Consider the following 22,450-nt stretch of genomic DNA (forward strand, 5'->3'; position numbering starts at 1 on the left):
GCGATGACTGCGCACGCAAGCCTCAAGCTCTCGACGCTCTGAAGGGGTAAGAAAACCGGGGCGGATCATGAGCCTAACTGAACCGTTTTCACGCATGACGTCAACTCATCAAAACTCGGAAGTTCGATGACGCTAAGTATATGACGAACTGATCCGCGCGGAAACCGGGCTCAGCCAGTGGCCGGACCTGGATGAAAACACGGCTTCCAGCCTGTGCTACACCTCCGGCACCACCGGACATCCGAAAGGGGTTGAATACACTCATCGCACCAGTGTTCTGCATTCTCTAGGGGGCAACCAGCCCGACGGCATGGGGCTGCGCGCCCGTGACACTGTGTTGGCCGTGGTGCCAATGTTTCACGTGAACGCCTGGGGCACCCCGTACATCGCAGCTTCGGTGGGCGCAAAGCTTGTGCTGCCGGGCCCCCATCTTGATGGCGCCAGCTTGGCCCGGCTGATTGATGCAGAAAAAGTAACGTTGGCGTTGGGCGTCCCGACCATCTGGATGGGGCTCCTGAAAGGGCTGGAAGAAACCGGTGCAACAGCGCAGTCGCTGGAGCGCACAATCGTCGGAGGCTCGGCTCTGCCAACGGTGATGATCCCCACCTTCCGCGACAAATACGGTGTTGATCTCATCCATGCATGGGGCATGACCGAGACGAGCCCCCTCGGCACGTTGAACCAGCTGTTACAAAAACACGATGATCTGGATGATACGGCCAAGGCCAAACTGCGAGAGGGACAGGGCCGCCCGCCATATGGTGTCGACCTGCGGATTGTCGATGACAGCGGCACCGTTCGGCCACGCGATGGCATGACACAGGGCAATCTGCAGATCTCGGGCCACTGGGTGGTGGATCAATACTTCCGCGCAGAGACCACAGCGCTCACCCCGGATGGGTGGTTTGACACCGGAGATGTCGCAACCCTGGACCAGGATGGCTATGTGATCATCCGCGACCGGTCAAAAGACATCATCAAATCCGGCGGCGAATGGATTTCGACCGTGGAGTTGGAAGATATCGCAATGTCCCACCCAAAGGTGGCCCAAGCAGCAGCCATCGCAGCCCAGCATCCGAAATGGGACGAACGTCCTGTAGTGCTTGCGATTGCAAGCGATCCCGATCTGACGGAGGAAGAGCTGCTGGCGCATTATGACGGACGGGTCGCCAAATGGCAGGTGCCCGACAGGGTGATCTTTGTCGATGATCTGCCGCTTGGTGGGACAGGTAAGGTTTTGAAGACAAAGTTGCGCGATACATACGGCGGCTGTCTGATGCCAGACCAATGATGGCTCTTTGGGCGCCCTGTGACCGCACCGCCGTTGGGCTTTGGTCCCATGAAAGCACTGCGCCATAGGTCTTAACTCCAGACAAATTTATCTGTTAAGCCTCACTTAAGACACAGCCTGATATCCCTATCAATGGGTGAAAATAGGTGGTGGATATGAGCGCACAGAGCAATGTGGCGCCCATTATCATCAAGAAGAAGAAATCAGGTGGTGGCGATGGTCACCACGGTGGTGCCTGGAAGGTCGCATATGCGGACTTCGTGACGGCGATGATGGCTTTCTTCATGTTGATGTGGCTGCTCAACGCAACGACGGAAAAACAACGCAAAGGGCTGGCGGATTATTTCTCTCCGTCTATCCCACTGAGCCGGATATCCGGCGGCGGCAACGGGGCCTTCAACGGCGACAGCATGTTCTCTGAACAGGTGAAGGTGCGCAACGGCACCGGTGCGTCTGCGGCCAATCCGGTCGACGCGCAGCAGGCGCGTGGTGACACTGGCGTGGATCAATCTGATCAGCGCCAGAAAGCAGACGAACAATTCCGCGCGCTGGAAGAAGAACTGAAAGGGCGCGGTGGCGAGAGCATGGTCTCGACCGAAATGGCACGCCACATCATCACGCGGGTCACCGACGAGGGCTTGGTCATTGAATTGTTCGATACCGAAGGCTCCCCCTTGTTCAAAGAAGACACATCCGAACCGACGCTGCTGTATCGTGACATTGTGGCCATGGTTGCCCGGGTGACATCGGTGGTTGAAAACAACATCGCAGTTGGCGGGCACACGCGCTCCCACCCGGTGGTTGTGGCCGACAATCCGGTCTGGAGCCTGTCCCATGATCGCGCCGACATGACACGGGTCATGCTCGAAGCGGGTGGCACAACCTCCAAACGCATTGAACGGGTGACAGGACATGCCGATAGGGATTTGACCGATCGGAACCCGATGGCGGCGCGCAACAACAGGATCGAAATCATCCTCTTGCGGAAATAATTCATGGAAAGCCCTAATCCGGGCGGCAAACAGAGCAGACAATTTTATCTGTTAGCCGCCCGTTAATGGCCCATCGGCTAGCTGTTGCATCAAGAAAGATTCGATGCAGCAGAAAGGCGTGTCCATGACTATTTCTTCTTCGCTTAATGCCGGCGTGTCCGGATTGACCGCGAATGCCAGCCGCTTGGCTTCTATTTCAGATAACATCGCGAATTCTTCGACAGCGGGCTACAAGCGCGTCCAAACCGATTTCCATTCCATGGTCATGGGATCGTCCGGCGGCACCTATTCCGCAGGCGGCGTTCGCACGACAAACACCCGTTTGATTGACGAACGCGGGCCGCTTGTCTCGACCAATAATGCAACCGATCTCGCGGTTCGTGGCCGTGGCATGCTGCCTGTGACCTCCATCACCGAAGTGGAATTGGGCACCAGCAATCCGCAGATGATGCTGACCACCACGGCATCCTTCCGCACCAATGCGGACGGTATCCTGACCACCGAATCCGGTCTGGTTCTGATGGGGTGGCCCGCGCAATCTGATGGCACCATCCCGCCCTATGCGCGCGACACTTCCGACGGGCTCGAACCTGTACAGTTCAACGTGAACAAACTGTCCGGTGAGCCAACGACTGAAATGTCTCTGGGCGTGAACCTGCCTGCGACCGCAACAGAATCCACATCCGCTGGCACACCAGAAAATCTGTCGATTGAATATTACGACAACCTGGGCAAGTCCGAGAGCCTGCAGATCGAATTTTCGCCAACCGTTCCGGCCACTGGTGAATCCAATGAATGGACGATGACCATCACCGACACCGCGACAGATGCGGCGCCGATTGGGGAATACACACTGACCTTTGATGACAACCGCACATCTGGTGGTGCCCTGAATGCAGTTACCGCCACCACTGGTGGTGCCTATGACCCAACTACAGGCTCCATCATCGTGAACGTTGCGGGTGGTCCAATGGAAATCAACATCGGCACCCTCGGCGATGATAATGGCCTGACACAGCTGTCGGATACGTTTGCACCCGCATCCATTTCCAAAGATGGCGCACCCGTTGGTAACTTCACCGGTGTTGAAATCGACGAAGCCGGTTTTGTCCGCGCCAACTATGACACCGGCGTAAGCCGCGTGGTGTATCAGGTGCCGCTGGTGGATCTGCCCAACCCCAATGGCATGATCGCCATGGATCGCCAGACCTACATGCCATCCAGCGAAAGTGGATCTTACTTCCTGTGGAACGCAGGTGAAGGTCCAACAGGCGATATTCTGGGTTATGCACGCGAGGAATCGGCAACCGATGTCGCGGGTGAATTGACCAATATGATCCAGACCCAGCGGGCCTATTCATCGAACGCGAAGGTGATCCAGACCGTGGACGAGATGTTGCAGGAAACGACCAACATCAAGCGCTGATAACGCGTCCATTCCTCTGAAACAGACCTTCTGAAAGCTGATTGACCTATGTCCATTACAAGTGCTCTCAACTCCGCCATGACCGGATTGACGGCGGCTGGCCGTTCGACAGGCGTCGTTTCTGAAAACCTGTCGAATGTCCTGACGCCAGGATACTCCCGCCGCACCATCGCGCTGACCAGCGCGGGGGACGGCTTCAGCGGGGTGCGTGTCGAGGGCGTGAACCGCGTGCATGATCCCGCACTGCAATCCAGCGTGCGCAACGCGAGTTCTGAAATGGCGGTGTCCCAGGTCAGGTCAGATTTCTACAGCAGGATGACCGAATTGGTCGGCAATGCCGATGATCCCTATTCGGTCACCCAGCGTCTGACGGATTTCGATAGCGCATTGATTGAGGCGATCTCCCGGCCGGACTCCGGCCCACGCCTCAATGACTTGTCCATCCAGGCCGAAGAGCTGGCCCGGTCGATTTCAGACGCTGCAGAGGGTCTGCGCAACGAAAGAACCCGTGCAGATCGCGCCATTGATGTGCAGGTCAACACCGTGAACGAGGCGCTTCAGAAAATCCAAAAACTGAACGCCAAGATCGCAATCAGCCTGAACACCGGATCTGACTCTGCCTCTTTGCTCGATCAGCGTGATATCCTGATCGACGAAGTGAACCAGATCATCCCAGTCAAAGTGGTGGATCGCGGTCGCGGCCAAGTGGCGATCTTTTCCGAAGGTGGCGCCGTGCTCTTGGATGGCCAACCCGCAGAGCTGACTTTTGACGGCAAGGCGGACACCCTGCCTTACATGACCATCGACAATGGTCTTCTGTCTGGTCTGCAAATCAACGGTCTGGACGTGGCAACCGGCCCCAACGGCCCCATCCGTGGCGGCACATTGGCGGCGAATTTCGAAGTTCGCGATGTGCTGACAGTCGAGGCTCAGGAAGACCTGGACGCAATGGCCAAGGATCTGGTTGAGCGGTTTCAGGATCCGGCCGTGGACCCAACATTGGCTGCCACAGATCCTGGTCTATTCACCGATCAAGGTGCGTTCTTTGATCCCGCGAACACAGTGGGCATCGCCAACCGTATCGAACTGAACAGCCGGGTCGCCATGCAGGGCGACGCCGAAACCTGGCGACTGCGGGACGGATTGAATGCGGCCGCACCTGGTGATGCCGGTGATGCCACACTGCTGCGCAGCTACACTGATGCACTGGATCAGAAACAGCTGGTTTCCTCCGTGGGCCTAGGCACCGCGAACCTAGATGCCAGCACGCTCAGCGCCAACCTGCTGTCTCATTTTGCACAAAGCAAAAACAGCGCCGAACAGGATGTTGCCTTCACGACGGCAACCTTCACCGAAATGCAGCAGCGTGAGTTGGCACAGGGTGTCGACAGCGATGCTGAACTGCAAAATTTGCTCGTAATTGAAAAAGTCTATCAGGCAAACGCCCGGATGATCACCGTGGTGGATGAACTGATGGACACACTGCTGAGGATGTAATCGATGATCTTGAACTCCTATGGCGACATGGCCCAACACCTGTTCCTGCGCAATCGGTCGATTGATCTGAAAAGCAATATCTCCACGCTGACGCAAGAATTGAGCACAGGCAAAACCTCCCAGCTGACGCAAAAGCTCGGCGGCGACCTGACCTATCTTTCCGACGTGGAACGCAACCTTAACAGATTGGAGTCCTTTCAGGTCGCCAACAACGAGGCTGCATTGTTTGCGTCGTCCGCTCAGAACAACATCACTCTGATCCACGACAATGTGGTGAACCTGACCAGCGATATCTTCGCTGTCACGACATCACCGAACGACAACACATCACAACAAATCTCCAATCAGGCGCGCGTGTATCTGACGGAATCGATCCGGGCCCTGAACGGTGAAGCCGCCGGGCGGAGCCTGTTTGCCGGGAAAGACACAGAAACCACCCCGCTGGAAAGCTTTGACACACTGATGTCCAACCTCGTCACAGAGGTCACACCGTTCTCCACCGCACCTGATATCGTTCAGGCGGTGGAAGACTGGTTCAACGATCCCACCGGTTTCGACGCGGTGATGTACCAAGGCGCCGATGATCCGATGGATCCGGTCAACATTGGTCCAAACGAACAAGTGACCGTTTCCCTCACCGCGGATGATGAGGCCTTCAAACAAACACTCAAAAGCCTGGCCATCGCGTCACTGATCAACGAACCGGGCCTGTCGCTTACCTCGGACGTGAAATTCGAATTGCTGCGCACGACTGGATCGGAACTGCGCGAAAGCCAGGATCAACTGGTGCAGCTGCAATCTGATCTTGGCTTTGTCGAGGGCCGGATCGAGGAAACTGCGACCCGCAATGGCGCGGCACAAACCAGCTTGAGCATTGTGTTCAACGAATTGGTTCAGGCAGATCCTTATGAAACTGCGACCCGTCTCGAAGAGGCACAGTTCCAACTGGAGAGCCTGTTTTCGGTCACCGCCCGGACCTCACAGCTGTCATTGATGAGGTTCCTGTAATGCTGCGAATGCTACGCTATGTTCTGGCCCTCATGCTGCTGCCTGCCATGGTGCAAGCCAATGCGATCCGACTGAAAGATCTGGTGGAATTTGATGGTGTGCGCGGCAACGACCTTGTTGGTTACGGTCTGGTCGTTGGGTTGAATGGCACCGGCGACGGGCTGCGCAACTCCCCGTTTACCGAAGACATCATGTCCAACATTTTGGAACGCTTGGGCGTCAATGTCACAGGCGAGCAGTTTCGTCCCAAAAACGTGGCAGCCGTTTTCGTGACGGCCACATTACCGCCATTTGCCCGGGTTGGTGGCACAGTCGATGTGACTGTGTCAGCCATTGGCGATTCCAAAAGCCTGCTGGGTGGGACGTTGATTATGACCCCTCTGAACGCCGCTGACGGGCAGATCTATGCGGTTGCGCAAGGCACCATCCTGGCGGGCGGCGCTGTTGCGGAGGGCGAAGCAGCCTCTGTTACGCAGGGCGTGCCAACAGCCGGGGTTATCCCGTCCGGTGCCCGAGTGGAGCGCGAAATCGAATTCGATCTCTCTTCGCTCACCTCTATGCGGCTGGCTCTGCGGGAACCAGATTTCACCACAGCCGGTCGGATTGAATCCGCAATCAACGCTGAGTTTGGTCGCAACGTGGCCTTGATGCGCGATTCCGGAACGGTGGAGGTGGATGTGCAGCGCACCAACACCCGCTCTACTGCGCACGCCGTTGGAAGGATGGAAAACATTCTCGTGGAACCGCAACGCAAAGCCCGCGTGGTGGTTGATCAGCGTTCCGGCACAATCGTTATGGGCAGCGATGTCCGTATCTCTCGTGTTGCCGTCGCCCAGGGCAACCTGACGCTCCGGATCGAAGAGACGCCGCTTGTTGTCCAGCCAAACCCATTCTCGGATGGAGAAACCGTCGTCGTGCCGCGCACCGGCGCCGCCATCGAAGAGGAAGAGGGCATCCAGCTTGCCGAGGTGCCAGAAACGACGACACTGTCGGAGGTCGTCGCGGGGCTCAATGCGCTTGGCGTATCACCCCGCGATATGATCGACATCCTCAAGAGCCTAAAGGCCGCTGGTGCCTTGCACGCTGAGTTTGTGGTCAGATAACCACCAACACCGATGATCAAACATGAAACCCCGGTCCTGCGAGGCCGGGGTTTTTTCATGCCATTTCATTTTATGCAGGTTCAATGCACAGGGAGACATCCCGCAATCCTGACAGCGCAAAATTCGCCTACTACCACCAGCTATTTGGCAAGCAACATAGATCACCTGGCGAAACGGACGGTGCCCCATGCCAGTGATCGAACCTACAGATCACCCGCGCATGGCCGGACCACTCCATGGCAGTAAGCGCACCTTGGGCCCTGTTATCCCCAATGATACACCGCGCCGCAAAACAGGCTGTGCAGAGATGACCGGGACGAACAGCCTGGCATGTACGGTTAGGGGGTGTGTTTGACCTTGGAGCGCCATTGGAATGATCCGGCCGCAAACGCAGGGGAGACCTCTTGTTTGGCCGCTACAGTAAACTCGATCAGACCCTGCACTGGTGTCGACACAAAAAACCCGAGTGGACAACGCCACTCGGGTTCATCGCATTAAAGATGGCAAACCTTTTAGGGGTAATAGCTCCGAACCAGAGCTGTGGCGATCAGGCTCCAGCCATCGGCAACCACAAAGAACGCCAGTTTAAACGGCAGGGACACCACCGCAGGTGGAACCATCATCATACCCATCGACATCAAAACGGCCGCGACAACAAGATCGATCACCAGGAAGGGTAAAAACACCAGAAACCCAACCTGAAACGCCCGAGCAATTTCCGACAGGATGAAGCTGGACACCAGCGCCGAAAGGGGTGCGTCCGCTGTTGGGTCAATTCCCGCTGTACCCGGCCGCAGATCCGCGATGGCATAGAATGTGTCGGGATCGAGCCGCGCTGCCATAAACTCACGGAACGGCTGCAAGGCGAGGGTCATGCCAGTTTCAACATCCACCTGTTCTTCGATGAACGGATTGATCCCGGTGTTCCAGGCTTCGGTAAAAACCGGCTCCATCACAAAGTAGGTCAGGAACAACGCCAGACTGATCATCAGCATGTTTGGCGGCGCCTGCTGCAACCCGATGCCCTGGCGCACAATCGAAAGCACGGTCACCAGGAACGGAAAGCAGGTGATCATGATCAACAGCCCGGGCGCAAGGCTCAGAACCGTAATCAAGATGATCAGCTGAATCGATCGCGCCGACAGTGAATTGCCGTCGCCCAGTGATAAGCTCAGATCTTGTGCCGCGGCCGGATGCGCCGTTGCCAGCAAAGCCAGGCTGGCAACGGCCAAAACAAGTGAAAAACTGCGTGTCATCCCAGCCCGCTTTGCAGATCGGCGATTTCCGTCAGCCGAACAGACAATTGACCAGCCTGCTCGCCCTCCATTTCCTCCAGTTGGCCGCGCGCAACCAACCGGTCGCCAACGTAAAGATCCACAGGATCTTCGACACGTTTATCGAGCGTCAGAATGGCATTTTCGCCAAGGTTGACCAGATCGCGGATCAACGGTCGTGCTTTCCCAACAGAGACCACAACCTCTACTGGAACGGATACAAATGGGTTACCGCCATCTTGGGATTTCTTGTTCATTTCGGCAGGGTTATCCATATTTGCTGTCCTCAATCACATGTTGGGAGAAGGCCTTGATCGAGTCTGTGATGGACTCGATCAGAGCGCCGCTGTTGATTTCGCGTTCTGAGCTACCGATCTGCAGGTAGGCCTGCCCCGCGCTCAGCCCGACATCTTCGCAAACTTTGACAGGAACCGAAAAATTGCGCGTCAGCAACGCCCGTACCGCGGCCCCCTCTCCGGGAGAGACGACGATATTGATAGGCTGATCCGCCTGGACCTTTGCCATATCATTGAGCTGATCGACAATGTGATGGCCAAAGCTGGCCGCCATCGTATCCGGCAGAACTGCGCTGGTCAGAACCTTGAACATCGGATCGAGCGATTCGAGCAGCTGGCTCTGGGCCTCGAGGAACGTGAAACTGAGATCCTCGAGAGAGTTGGCGAGCTCGGAGGACACATTGGTGACCTCCTTGTCCTTTGCGGTGACCGCATCGTCCCAACCCGCACTGTAGCCGGTTTCGTAAGAGGCGAGTTTCTGCTCTTCGATCTGCGCTTCGCTGATTTCTGGCACTGCCAGAACCGGCGTGTCGCTGGCAAAATCCTCAAGAAGATGGGCAATAGTCATCAGGCTCTCTCCTCATTTTCTTCCAACCAGCCACGCAGGATCTGGACAGTTTCTTCCTGTCGGTCGCCGATCATGGATCGCAGTCGGTCGACAGGGTTCTCATCGGCACCACCGAGAGCAGGAAGATCACCCATGCCCCCCATGTCACCCATGCCCATTCCCATGCCGCCACCCATGCCGCCGCCGATCGCGGGCAAACCGCCGCCGTCCTGGATTTCACCATCAAGTGCCAGGTTCGCGCCCAAATCGGGGTTTGCCATAAACCCGCCACCGCCGAGCGCAGGCAGATCACCACCCATGGCATCGCCCTCCGGCGCGCCCAGCGCAGGTACGCTGGCCTGGTTAGACAGAATCGGGCGGATCACAAACAGACCCAGTACAAGCGATACCAAGGCCAGAGCCGCCATCTGGATCAGCGACATGGCATCCAGATAGATGTTGTCGAAGATCGACGTGGTGGCCACGGTGCCTTGCGGTTCGATTGTGGGCAGTTCCATCGACTTCAACGTGATCACGTCACCGCGCTCTTCGCTAAAGCCAACTGCTGCTGAAATCAGTTCCCGCAGCGCGCCCAGCTCTTCTTCGGACCGAGGTGCCATCACCGTTTCACCATTGGCATCTGTGGTGGCCACACCATTGATCAGGACCGCAACGGTCAGACGTTTGATCGCACCTGGACCGCGCAGGATCTCTTTTTCGGTTTCGGAGATTTCATAGTTTACGCGTTCACGGGTGGCGCTGGTGCTGGCTTTTGACCCATCGCCGGACGCCGCATCACCATCTGGGATATTGGATGCAACGGTCACCTCGCCGGATTGGTTCTGCGAAGAATCAGCCCGTTCTTCCACATCGGTGCTGATTGCCACACGGCTTTCAGGATCGACGCGTTTTTCGCGGATCGATTCCGTATCCGTCACAGTTTCGACGCTGACCTCGACCACGGCATTGCCATGCCCAACGCGCGCTTCGACAAGGCGCATCACCCGTTCACGGATCGATTGCGACCGGTCGTCTGTCCCAGCCCCTGCTGCTGCGGCAGCATCAGGGGAGCCGATCAACGCGCCGTTGGCATCAATCACCGCAACATTATCAACGGACAGTCCTGTCACCGCAGACGACACCAGAAACCGGATGGCATTGGCCTGCGGCGGTGTGATGGGCGAACCCAGCGGCACAACAGACACGGATGCGGTTGGCTCTGCGGTGCGTTGAAATGGATTTGATCCAGTGTTTGCGATGTGGACGCGCGCCTGCGAAACATGCGGGCTCGCTACGATAGTGCGCGCCAGTTCACCTTCTTTGGCGCGCCAATATGCGGCGTCAAACATCTGCGAGGTGGTACCAAACCCGCTCAGCGAATCGAGCAGTTCGTAGCCGCGACCTCCATTTGCTGGCAATCCTTCGCTTGCCAGTGTCATCCGCAGTTCATCGCGGACCGTGGCTGGCACATAAATCGACCCACCACGGACTTCATATTGGGTGCCGCGCTGTTCAAGCGCTCGCACCACATCCCCAGCCGAGCCGCTTTCCAGCCCAGCGTATAACAGTTGCATCGTGGGCGTATTCGCCACACGGGACATCGCCAGGACGCTGAGAATCACGATCACCGTGGCTCCCACGGTAATCAGGCGTTTTCGCGTGTCCAAACCTGCCCAGACATTCTTGATCTGCTGCACATTAACCTCCGTAGCACCGGCATTCTGTCCGATGTGAATCCCTTTTGACGGATTGCCCTTAACATTCGGTTAGTGTCCGCAAGTTATGAAGGTGCTGCACGACGAATTAGGGATAGTCATGACAGACGCTGTAGTAGACACAGAACAGGACGCCCCGGCCAAGAAGAGCAAGATGCCCCTTATTATTGGGGTTGTTCTTGCACTTGCTGGTGCCGGAGGGGGATTTTTCGCTGTCCAGTCAGGCCTTCTTCCCTTTGGTCAGAGCGCGGCCCCAGAAGGGGAAGAATCGACCGAAGTGGCGCCAGAAGGCGTGGACAATGGTGAGTCGGCGGAAGATATCGCCAATCTTGCCTTTATCGAAATGGAACCGATCATCATCTCCTTGCGCAAAGCAAGTGGATTGCAACATCTGCGGTTCCGATCCCAGTTGGAGGTCGACGTTGCCCATCAGGCAGAAGTCGAAAAAATCCTCCCCAGAATTGTAGACGTTCTCAACAGCTATCTCAGGGCCCTTGAGCTGGAAGATCTGACCGATCCGATGGCTCTGCCGAAATTGCGCGCACAGATGCTGCGGCGGATCAACATAGCAGCCGGTCAGGGCCGGGTGCGGGATCTGCTGATTATGGACTTCGTACTAAACTAGGAGATCGGGATGGAACTGATTGCAGATATCCTGCTGGCGGCCGGTGCTATGGGCGCAGGATTTTATTGCCTTGTGCTGTCACGGCGGCTCAAGAAATTCAATGACTTGGAAAAAGGTGTGGGTGGCGCTGTTGCGGTGCTCTCTGCCCAGGTGGATGACCTGAATAAATCACTGCTGGCAGCACGTCAGGTGTCTGATGGCTCCAGCAAAGCGCTGGATCAACTGACTGGACGCGCCGAATCTGTGGCGCAGCGGCTGGAGCTGATGATGGCGTCCATGCATGACATGCCGGATGTACCGGTGCCTGCACCCGAACCGCAGGTCGAAGCACCAGCGCAGACCGAAGAAAACGACGCTTTGGCCGCCGCCTACGAAGCGAAGCCCGAAGAAGATTCGGCGAAGCCAGCTGGATTGATGTTCGTGCGTCACAATCGCTCCAAGGATCGGGTTGCGTAATGGCCAAAGCAGCAAAATCTACTCCGCAGCAAAAACCAGGCAAAGCGAAGCGCCCGTCACGTGGCCGCAGCAGTGCCTTGTTCATGTTGGCGCTGTTGCTGATTGGATCCGCGGCGGTGCGACTTGGCCTGGAAGCAGGTCCCGCAATCGCGCGGGAAGTCGCAGGCCTGCAAGAAGAAGACGGAGCCAAAACCCCTGCCGAAGGGGCTCTGCGTGGGCAATCGATGCCATCTTCGGCAGAACTGCAGAATATGCTTGCCGCATTCAAAGAGCGTGAAGCCACACTCGCAGCCCGCGAGGCCGAAATCGAAGACCGCATGAAAGCGCTGGAGATTGCCGATGATGCAATCGAACAGAAGCTGGTGGCGTTGGAAATGGCCGAAGAGGAGCTGCGCTCGACCCTTGCGCTGGCGGATGGCGCCACGGAGGCGGATCTTACGCGCCTGACCACTGTCTATGAACAGATGAAACCGAAAGAATCGGCCGCTCTGTTCGAAGAGATGGATCCCGCATTTGCCGCTGGTTTTCTGGCTCGGATGCGCCCGGATGCTGCGGCAGGTATTATGGCCGGTCTCAGCCCGCAAGCAGCCTATACCATCAGCGTGGTGCTGGCCGGTCGCAACGGATCTGTTCCGAAGGAATAGACCGCCCCTACTCCTCAGGCTTTCTTAACGTGAATCGCCTAAACTTGTAGAAACAAATGAAATTCGGAGTACACCTATGCTCGGTATTGTAGGCATCGTGGTTGTTTTTGTCATGGTGTTCGGCGGGTATCTGCTCGCCGGCGGTAAGATGGAAATCATCATCAAGGCGTTGCCATTTGAATTCATGATGATCGGTGGTGCCGGTGTCGGCGCGTTCCTGATCAGCAACGATGCCGGTGGTGTGAAACACGCCCTGAAAGATGTTGGAAAGGTGTTCAAAGGCCCGAAATGGAAGCCGGATGATTACCGCGACCTCCTGTGTCTGTTGTTTTCCCTCATTCGGATCGCCCGCGCCAATCCGGTGGAGGTCGAACAGCATATCGAGGATGCGGAAAACTCGTCCGTGTTTAACCGATATCCCAAGATCCTGGCAGACAAAGAAGCGGTCAACCTGATTTGCGATACCATGCGCTCCGCATCGATGAACTATGACGATCCCCACCAGGTCGAAGAAGTGCTGGAAAAGCGAATCGAAGCCAACCTGCACCATGCGATGCATTCCAGCCATGCCTTGCAAACGCTGGCGGACGGCTTGCCCGCTCTTGGGATTGTTGCGGCGGTTTTGGGCATTATTAAAACCATGGGCTCGATCGATCAGCCGCCAGAAGTTCTGGGTAAATTGATCGGTGGCGCGCTTGTCGGTACATTCCTTGGCGTTTTCCTGGCCTATGCACTCGTCGGCCCCTTCGCGGCAAAAGTGAAGGCTGTCACCGAAGAAGATGGCCATTTCTATTCGTTGATCCGTGAGGTTCTGGTCGCAAATCTGCACAACCATGCTGCTGCAATCTGTATCGAGGTTGGCCGCCAGAACACCCCATCCCACATTCGCCCCGGCTTCTCCGAGCTGGAAGAGGCACTCAAATCGGTGAAACAGGACGCAGCATGATGTGGCGAACCCTTGCCCCTGTTCTTCTGGCGCTCGGCGCTACGGCGGCAAGCGCCCAGACGGTGGTGCCGCAATCCGGCGAGCACGAAGGATTTTCGCGTCTTGTCATGCGGCTGCCAACGGGTACGAACTGGTCTCTTGATCAATCTGGCACCACGGCACGTTTGTCGGTTGACCAGCCTGGCCTGATTTTTGACACCAGTCGGATTTTTGATCTGATCCCGCGCACGCGGCTCCGCTCCGCCAGTCAGACAGGTCCAGGCCAGCCCTTGCAGCTGCAATTGGGCTGTGACTGTGATCTGAGCACATTCATCGAAAATGACGGCTTCCTTGTGGTCGACATCCAGGACCCGCCCGACAATTCGCAGCAGGCTTCGCGTGCTCTGCCGGATCTGCAGACCGGTCAACCCGTTGGCGTCGGTGCCAATGTACCGGTCACCACGGGCGGCTATCGGTTCAATCTGCCTGTCGCAGCGGCGCCAGATGCACGCTCCGCGCTCAGCCTGCCGCGCCTGATGGCGGACCAGCGCGCTCTGACGCCCACGATTTCGACGCCAGAGCCTGTGGCCACAAGTCAAAACGCCCCGCAGGTGGATATCGCCACAGAGCCAGAAGCAGTGCCGACCCCGCAACTTGCCGATGTGGCGGAGGCTGCTGATGCAGCGACGGCCGACATGTTGGATGGTATACGCCTGCCACTCAGCCCCAATATGCCTGGGCTCGACCTGACGCTCTTGTCAGAGGAAGAGCCAGTAACAGACCCCGTTTCCAATCCCGCAGAGATCGCAGAAGCCCCGGTTGCTGATCCCGAGGTTGAATTGCCGCGGGGGCCAACAACAGCCGTTGAAATTGGCAGTGATCTTCTGCTTGATCTCGAAGAAAATGAAAGAGCCGCAACCGTCAACGCATCGCAGGACCGCCTGCTGCAGCAGATCGGCCGTGCCACCAATCAGGGCCTGTTGGATCTGACCGGGGTAGAGTTGCGCGATCAGGGACGGCTGCTGGATCCGCTTGGTCTGGCAGACAGGCCGCTGGACCCGCTTGATCAGATTGCGGTCACCTCTTCGGTGGATCGCGAAAGCGGTCTTTTTGCACGGCAGATGGGGCTAAAATCGGAATCAAACCACTGTATGCCAGGCTATCAGGTTGCGGTTCACAATTGGGGAACCGACCAGCCATTCGCGGAGCAGATCCCGCCACTGAGGGCAGAGCTGGTCCGCGAATTTGACGATGTGGACCTGTCGTCTGTGCTGCGGTTGGCCCGCGCCTATCTCTACTTTGGGTTTGGCGCAGAGGCACAGGCGATTTTGAACATGTTGCCGCGCGGCGCAGTGGAGCAGGACGAAGGCGAAATCCTGGCGGCTATGGGTGCAATCCTTGATGGTCAAACAATGGACATCAATCATGTTTTTGCAGGTCAGCAGGTTTGTGACAGCGATGTTGCCTTCTGGGCTGCGCTGGCAGACGGATCGATCCGCAAACAGGCCAAGACAGATGCCATCCAGCAAGCCTTTGCAAAATTGCCGCCCCACCTGCGGCTGCAGGTTGGACCGCGGCTGACCACTCTGTTTGCAAAAGCGGGCGATCCGCATCTCGCCAGTGCAGCGCTCCGCTCCGTGGATCGTATTGGCGCCGAAAACGTCCCCGATCTGAACCTGGCAGAGGCCGAGGTCGCCCGGCTTGAGGGCAATGTCGAGGTCGTCGCTGAAGAATTGACCGAAGAGGTGGCGGAGCGAACGCAAAACGCACCGAAAGCACTGATTGAATTGATTACCCTCAGCTACGATGAACGCAAAGCGCTGTCTCCCGATGTTCCGGATCTTGCTGCGTCTTATGAAGTAGAAAACCGCGATTCCGAGCTCGGTGCTGATTTGCGCTCTGCGGTCGTGACGGCACTTGCGCTGACCGGGCAGTATCACGAGGCGTTTTCTGAACTGCAGTCGTTGGAACGGCATGATGGCGAAGCTGCGAGAACAGCCGTGACCGTACCGTTGATGACATTGCTGACGGAGCGCGCGGATGATGTGACCTTCCTTCAGTATGCATTGGTCTTTGCCGCCAATAGCACCTCGGACGAAGTTGCCCCGCTGGGCGATCTGGTCGCTGATCGACTGCTGCAGCTGGGGTTTGCACAACAGGCACAAGCATTGCTGCAAAAGATGCCGATGGAGCCAGAAAACACGGGTCGGCGGCTTGCGCTGGCACGGGCAGCACTGGCAATGGAAACACCACAAGCAGCATTGGTTGAATTGATGGGGTTGAGCGGATCCGAAGCCAACCGCCTCCGCGCCGAAGCGCTCTGGCTGAATGGAGAATTCGCCCGTGCTGGTGAATTTCTCCTGGACGAAGATACCGATGCCGCGACCCGTGGGTTCTGGCATGCAGAAGGTGGCGACATTCCAGAGGGAATTGACCCCGCTACGGCAGAAAGATTTGGACAAGTCGCAGATGTGACCGACCAGATCCGCGAAACTGCCAAGGAACCAACAGGCCTTCCACCTTTGGCGCATGCACGCGCCCTGGTAGAAAGCAGCGAAGGCACCCGTGGTGGTATTGCGGATCTGCTGAACCGCGTGACGACCGACGCTACCGCCTCTGACGACGGGTCCTAGTTTCATTCAAACAATCCGCTGGGTTTTCAGATAATTCCCCCAGCCGACAGACAATTAGGGGGGTCATCTTCGGTGGCCCCTTCCTTATGATGATAACCCTTTGTCAACGCTCTCGACTTAGGTTTGAGACAGGGTGAATCCTCATTTGGACAGGCAGAATGCCGAAACAGAATCATTTTTTCAAACGCGGGGCGTATGCGCTCGCCCATCGTTTCCGCAGACCAGCAAACGGGCTGGCAGGCGTCATCGGATTTCTGGTGGCGCTATTAGTCGTATCACCAACGTCTGCGACAGCGAAGGCACCACAGGTGGCCGCTCTTTGCGATCTTGCGGCACAGCGGGCCTCTCGTGATCAGGGCGTGCCGTTGGATGTTTTGCGCGCCATCACACGTACCGAAACGGGCCGTGGGGGCAAACAGGGGCTGCAGCCCTGGCCCTGGACCGTCAATATGGAAGGCGCTGGCAAGTGGTTTGAAACAGAAGACGAAGCACGAGCCTATGTGTTTTCTCATTTCAAACGCGGTGCCCGCAGCTTTGATGTCGGGTGTTTTCAGATCAATTTCAGATGGCATGGCAAAGCGTTCGATTCGATTGATCAAATGTTTGATCCCCTCGCAAACGCCCAGTATGCGGCGCGTTTTCTGCGCGATCTGCACGGCGAATTCGGGGATTGGTCCTTAGCGGCGGGCGCTTATCACTCACGTACGCCGACCTTTGCCAATCGCTACAAGGCGCGGTTTGATCGCGTGCTGGCCCAGTTGGACCCGGCTGACACTCTGCCCCAATCGCTGCCCATCACCCCGTCGCGCCGCCAGGCAACATTCTCGGCACCGCAGCCGCTCGTCAATCTTCACAATCCTGCGCCACTCGTTTCGCAGGGCACCGCCCGTATGGGATCACTGGTGCCGCTGACGGGTGGCGGCTCATCGGCGCAAGCCTTGATCGTATTCAAGTAAAGGCAGACTTTCGTGCAAAACTTCGACATGCAAAAACTGTTCAGCCCAACGGTTCTGCTGGCTCTCGCCTTGATGGCGATCATCGTGATGATGATCCTGCCAATGCCCGCATGGGTGTTGGATATCGGCCTGGCCGCCTCGTTTGGTCTGGCCATTTTGATTTTTACCATCACGCTCTTCATTGAGCGCCCGTTGGATTTTTCATCGTTCCCAACCATCCTTCTGGCGTCACTGATGCTGCGGCTCTCGCTGAACGTGTCGTCTACGAAACTGATCATCGGCCAAGGCCACACCGGCACGGACGCAGCAGGCGGCGTGATCGAAGGCTTCGCGCAGTTTGTCATGGGTGGCAGTGTGTTCCTTGGTCTTGTGGTCTTCGGTGTTCTGTTGATCGTGAACTTTATGGTCATCACCAAAGGCGCCGCCCGCATGGCCGAGGTTGGAGCCCGTTTTGCTCTGGACGGTATGCCAGGCAAACAGCTGGCCATCGACAGCGATATGGCAGCCGGGGCGATCGACCACGCCACCGCCCGCGAACGCCGCGAAGCTGAATCCCGCGAAACGACCTTCTTCGGGTCCTTGGACGGTGCATCGAAGTTCGTTAAAGGCGACGCTGTTGCCGGGCTGTTGATCACCCTGCTGAACCTCATCATGGGTCTGATCATGGGCGTGCTGGTGCATGGTATGCCAGTAGGGTCTGCCTTTGAAACCTATGCGATTTTGACGGTTGGTGATGGTCTCGTCTCTCAGATCCCGTCGGTCATCATTTCCATTGCAGCGGCTTTGTTGCTGGCGCGTGGCGGTGCCACCGGCGCAACCGACACCGCTCTGTCGGACCAGCTCGGCAAACACCCGGCCGCTCTTGGTACTGTTGCAGTTTTGATGATCCTGTTCGCGCTGGTGCCAGGTCTGCCGTTCCTGCCCTTCATCGTGGGCGGCGGCGTGTTGGGCTACACCGCCTATCGGATGAGCAAAAACACCAGGGACCGCGAAGAGGCCGAAATCGAAGAGCAGATCGAAGAGGTGATGGAGCCCAAAGAATCCAAGGCTCTTGGCGATATCCTTGATCTCGACGATCTGCATCTGGAATTTGCGCCCGATCTCGTCAGCATGGTGCTGGATGCGGGAACCGGGTTGGATGCGCGGATTGCCAACATGCGGACCCACGTTGCCACAACCTTTGGTTTGATACTGCCGGAAATCCGGCTGACCGACGAACCGGAATTGATGACTGGGACTTATGTGATCAAGGTCCAAGGTGTTGAACAGGTCCGCGGCATTTTGCATCCCGACATGGTTCTGGCGCTGATGCCGGACAATCATTCCGCATTGCCGCCCGGCACCGATGTGACGGAGCCGGTCTATGGCGCGCCCGCGCGCTGGATTGCAGCCAGCAATCAGGAAACCGCAGCGCTGTCAGGCGCGACCATTGTGACGGCACCGGAGATCCTTGCCACGCATCTGTTGGAGGTTATCAAACAGAACTTCCCGCGTCTGCTGACGCTGAAGTCCCTGCGCCGTTTGCTGAACGAGATGACCGAATTGACGGATGATTTCCGTGCCGAAGCCAACCGCAAGCTGCTGGACGAGCTGGTGCCGGATAAGGTTCCAATCGACACTCTGCACGCCGTGCTGCGCTTGCTGCTTGAAGAGCGAGTGTCGATCCGCAACATGCCGCTGATCCTCGAAACCGTGGCTGAGGCCCGTTTGCATGCCACCCAACCCGAGGTGATTTGCGAATATGTCCGCCAACGTCTCGGCTTCCAGCTGGTCGGGGAGATGAAACGTGAAGATGGCACAATCCCGCTGATCCAGCTGGCCCCGGAGTGGGAAGAAACATTTGCCACCTACCAGATCGATGCCCAAGGCGGCGCAGTCGACATCGCCCTGCCACCGGATAAATTCAATCAGCTCGCCGAAGGTTTGAGCGACAGGTTGAACACCACAACAGAACAGGGCGTGTTTGCAGCGGTCGTCACATCGACCCGGCGCCGCCGGTATCTGAGGACGATCCTCAAATCTCGCGGTATCATGAATCCGGTGCTGTCATTTGAAGAAATCGGTCTTGAGGCGCGGCCAGCCCTGGTGGGTATGGTGCCCGCATGAACCTGGATTTCCTGCCTCCGGAACTTGTCACCTTTCTGGGGGCAGGTTTCTGGCATGGTGCCATCATTTTCCTTCGGGTGTCGGCCATGGTCGCAATGCTGCCCGCCTTTGGCGAGCAATATGTCCCGGCCCGTGTGAAATTGGCAATTGCAGTGGCCTTTACCTTCGTCGTGGCCCCTGCAATTCCGCTTTTGCCCGCGCCCAGTGGACCTGTGGCCTACGCCGGTCTCGCGGTGAGCGAAGCCATCGTTGGTCTGGCGCTTGGCGTTGCCATACGGATGTTTGTGCACGCGCTGCAGACGGCTGGAACAATTGCCGCGCAATCCACTTCCCTGGCCCAGGTGCTGGGCGGTATTGGGGCCGAACCGATGCCCGCAGTGGGTGCCGTCCTGTTGATTTCTGGCCTCGCACTGGCGGTGATGTTGGGCGTGCACGTGCGTGCCGCTGAATTTATGATCTACTCCTACGACATGTTTCCGGTGGGCGAGTTTCCGGATGCATCAAGCCTGTCCAACTGGGGCGTTCATCGCGTATCGCGGGCCTTCTCGCTCGCCTTCGCTCTGGCCGCGCCCTTCCTGATCGGGGCGTTGATCTACAATCTGACCTTGGGGGTCATCAACCGTGCCATGCCACAGCTGATGGTCGCTTTTGTCGGCGCCCCTGTTGTGACATTAGGCGCGCTGGCCATTCTGATGGTCGCAAGCCCAGTCATCCTTGAAGTCTGGAGCATGGCTTTGCTCAGCTTTTTTGCAAATCCCGGCGAGGGGATGCAATGAGCGGGCAGGACGACGATACCGACAAGTCATATGAACCGACGCCAGAAAAAATTCGCAAAGCGCGAGAGAAAGGCGACGTTCCAAAATCAACGGACCTGTCGGTTGCTGCGGCCTATCTAGGGCTGATCATTGCGCTTTATGCCGTGGGCGATGGCATGGTACGAGAGTTCGGCACACTGATGATGACCTTTCTGGATCAACCCGACAGGCTAGCTGATCTATTCTTTGCCGACAACGCAACTCCTCCCAGCGGGGGTGTCATCAGGGGTGTCTTTGGGTCGCTGATGCCCCTGTTCATTGTCCCGATGGCTGCTGTGGTCTTGTCGATCATTGCACAAAAAGCCTTTGTGGTTGCCCCCTCCAAGATCGAACCAAAGATGTCCCGCATTTCGATCCTTTCGAATGCCAAGAATAAATTCGGGATCACCGGGCTGTTTGAATTTGGCAAAAGCACCGCCAAACTCATCCTGTTTTCAGTGTGCATGGGGCTATACCTGTCCTACCGGCTGCCCGACATGATTGCCTCTTCGGCAACCGGCGCCTTTATCGTTGTGCAAATGATGGGCCAGTTGGCAACGGAATTCATGGTGCTGGCGCTGATTGTGGCTTTGGCCGTCGGAGTGATTGACGCCGCCTTCCAGCAAGCTGATTTCGTTCGCAAAAACATGATGTCACGCAAAGAGATCATGGACGAGATGAAAGACTCTGAAGGCGATCCGCACATGAAAGGCGCGCGTAAGCAGAAGGGTCATGAAATCGCCATGAGCGCAGGGGTGCAGGATGTGCCCAAAGCGGATGTGGTAATCGTGAACCCAACCCATTATGCGGTTGCGCTGAAATGGGATCGCGAGCCTGGTCAGGCGCCTGTCTGTATCGCAAAGGGTGTCGACGAAGTGGCAGCCCTGATCCGGGAAAAAGCCAACGAGCACGGCATTCCCATTCACAGCGATCCGCCAACAGCCCGTGCGCTCCATGCTGCGATCGAGATTGGCCAGGAAATCCACGAAGAACACTATGCACCTGTGGCCGCGGCCATCCAGTTTGCAGAGAAAATGCGTCAGAAGGCGAAGGGCATGATCTGATGAAACAAAAGATGCTGGATCAAATGGCGAGCGTGACCGAAGCGATGTATTTGCGAGAGCATGCCAAGGTCAAACCAATCCTGGACGCAGAGGCGCATCTGCGCGGCCAGTTGAGCAAACTGGACCGTCAGGTAAAAGAAACCCGCGACCAGGCTCATGACGATCTCGCGATGAAAGCGCTCGGCGCGGATTTGTTGTGGCAGGGATGGCATAGCAAAACCAGGCGGCAACTGAACATGGAACTGGCCCAGGTCACGGCGCGGAAACTGCGTGCGATGGATGGGTTGCGCAAGGCATTCGGCCGCAAACATGCAGTGGAAACGATGGCCCAGAACCAGCGCAGCGCCAGCAAAAAAGCAACGGCCCTAAAACAGCACAATAGACTGATGAACCTCGAGTAATTTCCGGGGGCACAGCACACACCCACAACCACAACCACGCGCCCTACCACATTGGGGTGCGTTTTTTGTACCTGATTGCTGTCAGCATTTCGCTGCAACACCCCCACCAACACGCCGGACATAGCGGATAAAAGAAAAGCCGCCTGCGCGCAGCAGACGGCTTTCTGATGGGGCGATTTTGGTATGATGGCTCAGACGTCTTGGCGCGTCATTTCCACAATCAAGACGTCATGCACACCTTTGCCCAGCTCTTTCTGCGCCGCTTCGCGCAAGGCGGTGCGCAGGGGCGTCAGCATATCGGATCTGGTGAAAGCCCCGGCAAATCCACCCATGTTTGCGTGATCAAACAGGACTTGTAGGAACATGTCGCGCAGCTTGGGCTCATAGGCGTGGACCTTTTCGGTCATACCGATATCGGTTTCCAGGCTGAGTGACACAACAACAAGCGACGACAGTTCCTCACGCTCGACGACCGGCACCACAAACTGACTGGTCATCTTGACGAACTCGCGGGTTGGCTCTTCGGGCTCGGAGGGATCCTTTTCTTCCTCCTCCGCCTTTTCGGGTTTTTCTGCGCCGCCTTCGGGCGCCTCAGCGGTTTCTTCCGGAGCAGGGGCGAGCGCGATACCCGCACCAATTCCGCCGGCGGTGCCGACAATGAGCAGGATCACTGGCAATAATTTAGAAAGCATGATCT

General features: G+C 57.2%; 20 protein-coding genes and 1 pseudogene. 16 read left to right on the forward strand and 5 right to left on the reverse strand.

The features are described from left to right. Positions 1–178: 178 nt before the first annotated feature. The 6 genes and pseudogenes from Q0C28_RS06610 to Q0C28_RS06635 all read left to right on the forward strand — a co-directional run. A pseudogene (locus tag Q0C28_RS06610) lies at positions 179–1,291 on the forward strand (AMP-binding protein); the annotation flags it as partial. A gap of 155 nt (positions 1,292–1,446) precedes the next feature. Further along, a complete protein-coding gene (locus Q0C28_RS06615; protein ID WP_293574001.1) occupies positions 1,447–2,283 on the forward strand; it encodes a flagellar motor protein MotB in 837 nt (278 codons plus the stop codon). Positions 2,284–2,386: 103 nt separating this feature from the next. Further along, complete coding sequence (locus tag Q0C28_RS06620) at positions 2,387–3,709, forward strand: flagellar hook protein FlgE (protein ID WP_293574003.1); 1,323 nt, start codon at positions 2,387–2,389, stop codon at positions 3,707–3,709. A gap of 48 nt (positions 3,710–3,757) precedes the next feature. Further along, on the forward strand, positions 3,758–5,206 hold the full coding sequence (flgK, locus tag Q0C28_RS06625; protein WP_293574005.1) for a flagellar hook-associated protein FlgK: 1,449 nt from the start codon (positions 3,758–3,760) through the stop codon (positions 5,204–5,206). 3 nt (positions 5,207–5,209) lie between these two features. Further along, positions 5,210–6,214, forward strand: a complete 1,005-nt coding sequence (locus tag Q0C28_RS06630) for a flagellin (protein WP_293574007.1) — start codon at positions 5,210–5,212, stop codon at positions 6,212–6,214. Continuing rightward, a complete protein-coding gene (locus Q0C28_RS06635; protein WP_293574009.1) occupies positions 6,214–7,317 on the forward strand; it encodes a flagellar basal body P-ring protein FlgI in 1,104 nt (367 codons plus the stop codon). Before Q0C28_RS06630 ends, Q0C28_RS06635 begins: the two co-directional genes overlap by 1 nt. A 512-nt stretch (positions 7,318–7,829) precedes the next feature. Here Q0C28_RS06635 and fliP read toward each other — a convergent pair. The 4 genes from fliP to fliF are packed head-to-tail and all read right to left on the reverse strand — an operon-like array spanning position 7,830 to position 11,131. Continuing rightward, positions 7,830–8,573, reverse strand: a complete 744-nt coding sequence (fliP, locus tag Q0C28_RS06640; protein WP_293574011.1) for a flagellar type III secretion system pore protein FliP — start codon at positions 8,571–8,573, stop codon at positions 7,830–7,832. Further along, a complete protein-coding gene (locus tag Q0C28_RS06645) occupies positions 8,570–8,866 on the reverse strand; it encodes a FliM/FliN family flagellar motor C-terminal domain-containing protein (RefSeq protein WP_293574013.1) in 297 nt (98 codons plus the stop codon). The genes fliP and Q0C28_RS06645 overlap by 4 nt, the downstream gene beginning before the upstream one ends. Next, the gene (locus Q0C28_RS06650; protein ID WP_293574015.1) at positions 8,859–9,455 is read right to left on the reverse strand and encodes an ABC transporter ATP-binding protein; all 597 of its coding nucleotides are present in this window, start codon (positions 9,453–9,455) and stop codon (positions 8,859–8,861) included. The genes Q0C28_RS06645 and Q0C28_RS06650 overlap by 8 nt, the downstream gene beginning before the upstream one ends. Further along, on the reverse strand, positions 9,455–11,131 hold the full coding sequence (gene fliF, locus Q0C28_RS06655; protein WP_293574017.1) for a flagellar basal-body MS-ring/collar protein FliF: 1,677 nt from the start codon (positions 11,129–11,131) through the stop codon (positions 9,455–9,457). The genes Q0C28_RS06650 and fliF overlap by 1 nt, the downstream gene beginning before the upstream one ends. Positions 11,132–11,249: 118 nt before the next feature. On the opposite strand from fliF, the gene Q0C28_RS06660 reads away from it, so the two are divergent. From Q0C28_RS06660 to Q0C28_RS06705, 10 genes are all read left to right on the forward strand, one after another. Then, positions 11,250–11,774 (forward strand): flagellar basal body-associated FliL family protein, encoded by a 525-nt coding sequence (locus tag Q0C28_RS06660; protein WP_293574077.1) that lies wholly within the window; start codon positions 11,250–11,252, stop codon positions 11,772–11,774. A gap of 9 nt (positions 11,775–11,783) precedes the next feature. Further along, the gene (locus tag Q0C28_RS06665) at positions 11,784–12,230 is read left to right on the forward strand and encodes a hypothetical protein (RefSeq protein WP_293574019.1); all 447 of its coding nucleotides are present in this window, start codon (positions 11,784–11,786) and stop codon (positions 12,228–12,230) included. Continuing rightward, the gene (locus Q0C28_RS06670) at positions 12,230–12,874 is read left to right on the forward strand and encodes a hypothetical protein (protein WP_293574021.1); all 645 of its coding nucleotides are present in this window, start codon (positions 12,230–12,232) and stop codon (positions 12,872–12,874) included. Before Q0C28_RS06665 ends, Q0C28_RS06670 begins: the two co-directional genes overlap by 1 nt. 76 nt (positions 12,875–12,950) lie before the next feature. Then, on the forward strand, positions 12,951–13,820 hold the full coding sequence (gene motA / locus Q0C28_RS06675) for a flagellar motor stator protein MotA (protein ID WP_293574023.1): 870 nt from the start codon (positions 12,951–12,953) through the stop codon (positions 13,818–13,820). Beyond that, positions 13,817–16,432: a hypothetical protein gene (locus Q0C28_RS06680; protein ID WP_293574025.1), complete on the forward strand. Its 2,616-nt coding sequence runs from the start codon at positions 13,817–13,819 to the stop codon at positions 16,430–16,432. Before motA ends, Q0C28_RS06680 begins: the two co-directional genes overlap by 4 nt. A gap of 158 nt (positions 16,433–16,590) precedes the next feature. After that, the gene (locus Q0C28_RS06685) at positions 16,591–17,388 is read left to right on the forward strand and encodes a transglycosylase SLT domain-containing protein (RefSeq protein ID WP_293574026.1); all 798 of its coding nucleotides are present in this window, start codon (positions 16,591–16,593) and stop codon (positions 17,386–17,388) included. A gap of 12 nt (positions 17,389–17,400) precedes the next feature. After that, positions 17,401–19,494 carry a flagellar biosynthesis protein FlhA gene (gene flhA / locus Q0C28_RS06690; protein WP_293574028.1) on the forward strand — a complete coding sequence of 698 codons (2,094 nt, stop codon included), beginning with the start codon at positions 17,401–17,403 and terminating at the stop codon, positions 19,492–19,494. Next, positions 19,491–20,270 carry a flagellar biosynthetic protein FliR gene (locus tag Q0C28_RS06695; protein ID WP_293574030.1) on the forward strand — a complete coding sequence of 260 codons (780 nt, stop codon included), beginning with the start codon at positions 19,491–19,493 and terminating at the stop codon, positions 20,268–20,270. Before flhA ends, Q0C28_RS06695 begins: the two co-directional genes overlap by 4 nt. After that, positions 20,267–21,352: a flagellar biosynthesis protein FlhB gene (locus tag Q0C28_RS06700; protein ID WP_293574032.1), complete on the forward strand. Its 1,086-nt coding sequence runs from the start codon at positions 20,267–20,269 to the stop codon at positions 21,350–21,352. Before Q0C28_RS06695 ends, Q0C28_RS06700 begins: the two co-directional genes overlap by 4 nt. After that, complete coding sequence (locus Q0C28_RS06705) at positions 21,352–21,753, forward strand: hypothetical protein (protein ID WP_293574034.1); 402 nt, start codon at positions 21,352–21,354, stop codon at positions 21,751–21,753. The genes Q0C28_RS06700 and Q0C28_RS06705 overlap by 1 nt, the downstream gene beginning before the upstream one ends. Positions 21,754–21,944: 191 nt before the next feature. On the opposite strand, the gene Q0C28_RS06710 is transcribed toward Q0C28_RS06705, so the two are convergent. Further along, positions 21,945–22,445, reverse strand: coding sequence for a flagellar basal body-associated FliL family protein (locus Q0C28_RS06710; RefSeq protein ID WP_293574036.1), 501 nt, complete (start codon positions 22,443–22,445; stop codon positions 21,945–21,947). Between the last annotated feature and the right edge of the window lie 5 nt (positions 22,446–22,450).

It is taken from the genome of Phaeobacter sp. (assembly GCF_022825805.1).
In the GTDB taxonomy this organism is placed as follows: domain Bacteria; phylum Pseudomonadota; class Alphaproteobacteria; order Rhodobacterales; family Rhodobacteraceae; genus Phaeobacter.

Coding starts and splice junctions, on each gene's coding strand:
- Q0C28_RS06635 (WP_293574009.1), top strand. CDS start 6,214: ATGCTGCGAATGCTACGCTATGTTCTGGCCCTCATGCTGCTGCCTGCC.
- Q0C28_RS06670 (WP_293574021.1), top strand. CDS start 12,230: ATGGCCAAAGCAGCAAAATCTACTCCGCAGCAAAAACCAGGCAAAGCG.
- Q0C28_RS06705 (WP_293574034.1), top strand. CDS start 21,352: ATGAAACAAAAGATGCTGGATCAAATGGCGAGCGTGACCGAAGCGATG.
- Q0C28_RS06665 (WP_293574019.1), top strand. CDS start 11,784: ATGGAACTGATTGCAGATATCCTGCTGGCGGCCGGTGCTATGGGCGCA.
- Q0C28_RS06650 (WP_293574015.1), bottom strand. CDS start 9,455: ATGACTATTGCCCATCTTCTTGAGGATTTTGCCAGCGACACGCCGGTT.
- Q0C28_RS06710 (WP_293574036.1), bottom strand. CDS start 22,445: ATGCTTTCTAAATTATTGCCAGTGATCCTGCTCATTGTCGGCACCGCC.
- Q0C28_RS06660 (WP_293574077.1), top strand. CDS start 11,250: ATGACAGACGCTGTAGTAGACACAGAACAGGACGCCCCGGCCAAGAAG.
- Q0C28_RS06695 (WP_293574030.1), top strand. CDS start 19,491: ATGAACCTGGATTTCCTGCCTCCGGAACTTGTCACCTTTCTGGGGGCA.
- Q0C28_RS06630 (WP_293574007.1), top strand. CDS start 5,210: ATGATCTTGAACTCCTATGGCGACATGGCCCAACACCTGTTCCTGCGC.
- flgK (WP_293574005.1), top strand. CDS start 3,758: ATGTCCATTACAAGTGCTCTCAACTCCGCCATGACCGGATTGACGGCG.
- fliP (WP_293574011.1), bottom strand. CDS start 8,573: ATGACACGCAGTTTTTCACTTGTTTTGGCCGTTGCCAGCCTGGCTTTG.
- Q0C28_RS06620 (WP_293574003.1), top strand. CDS start 2,387: ATGCAGCAGAAAGGCGTGTCCATGACTATTTCTTCTTCGCTTAATGCC.
- motA (WP_293574023.1), top strand. CDS start 12,951: ATGCTCGGTATTGTAGGCATCGTGGTTGTTTTTGTCATGGTGTTCGGC.
- Q0C28_RS06700 (WP_293574032.1), top strand. CDS start 20,267: ATGAGCGGGCAGGACGACGATACCGACAAGTCATATGAACCGACGCCA.
- Q0C28_RS06615 (WP_293574001.1), top strand. CDS start 1,447: ATGAGCGCACAGAGCAATGTGGCGCCCATTATCATCAAGAAGAAGAAA.
- Q0C28_RS06680 (WP_293574025.1), top strand. CDS start 13,817: ATGATGTGGCGAACCCTTGCCCCTGTTCTTCTGGCGCTCGGCGCTACG.
- Q0C28_RS06645 (WP_293574013.1), bottom strand. CDS start 8,866: ATGGATAACCCTGCCGAAATGAACAAGAAATCCCAAGATGGCGGTAAC.
- Q0C28_RS06685 (WP_293574026.1), top strand. CDS start 16,591: ATGCCGAAACAGAATCATTTTTTCAAACGCGGGGCGTATGCGCTCGCC.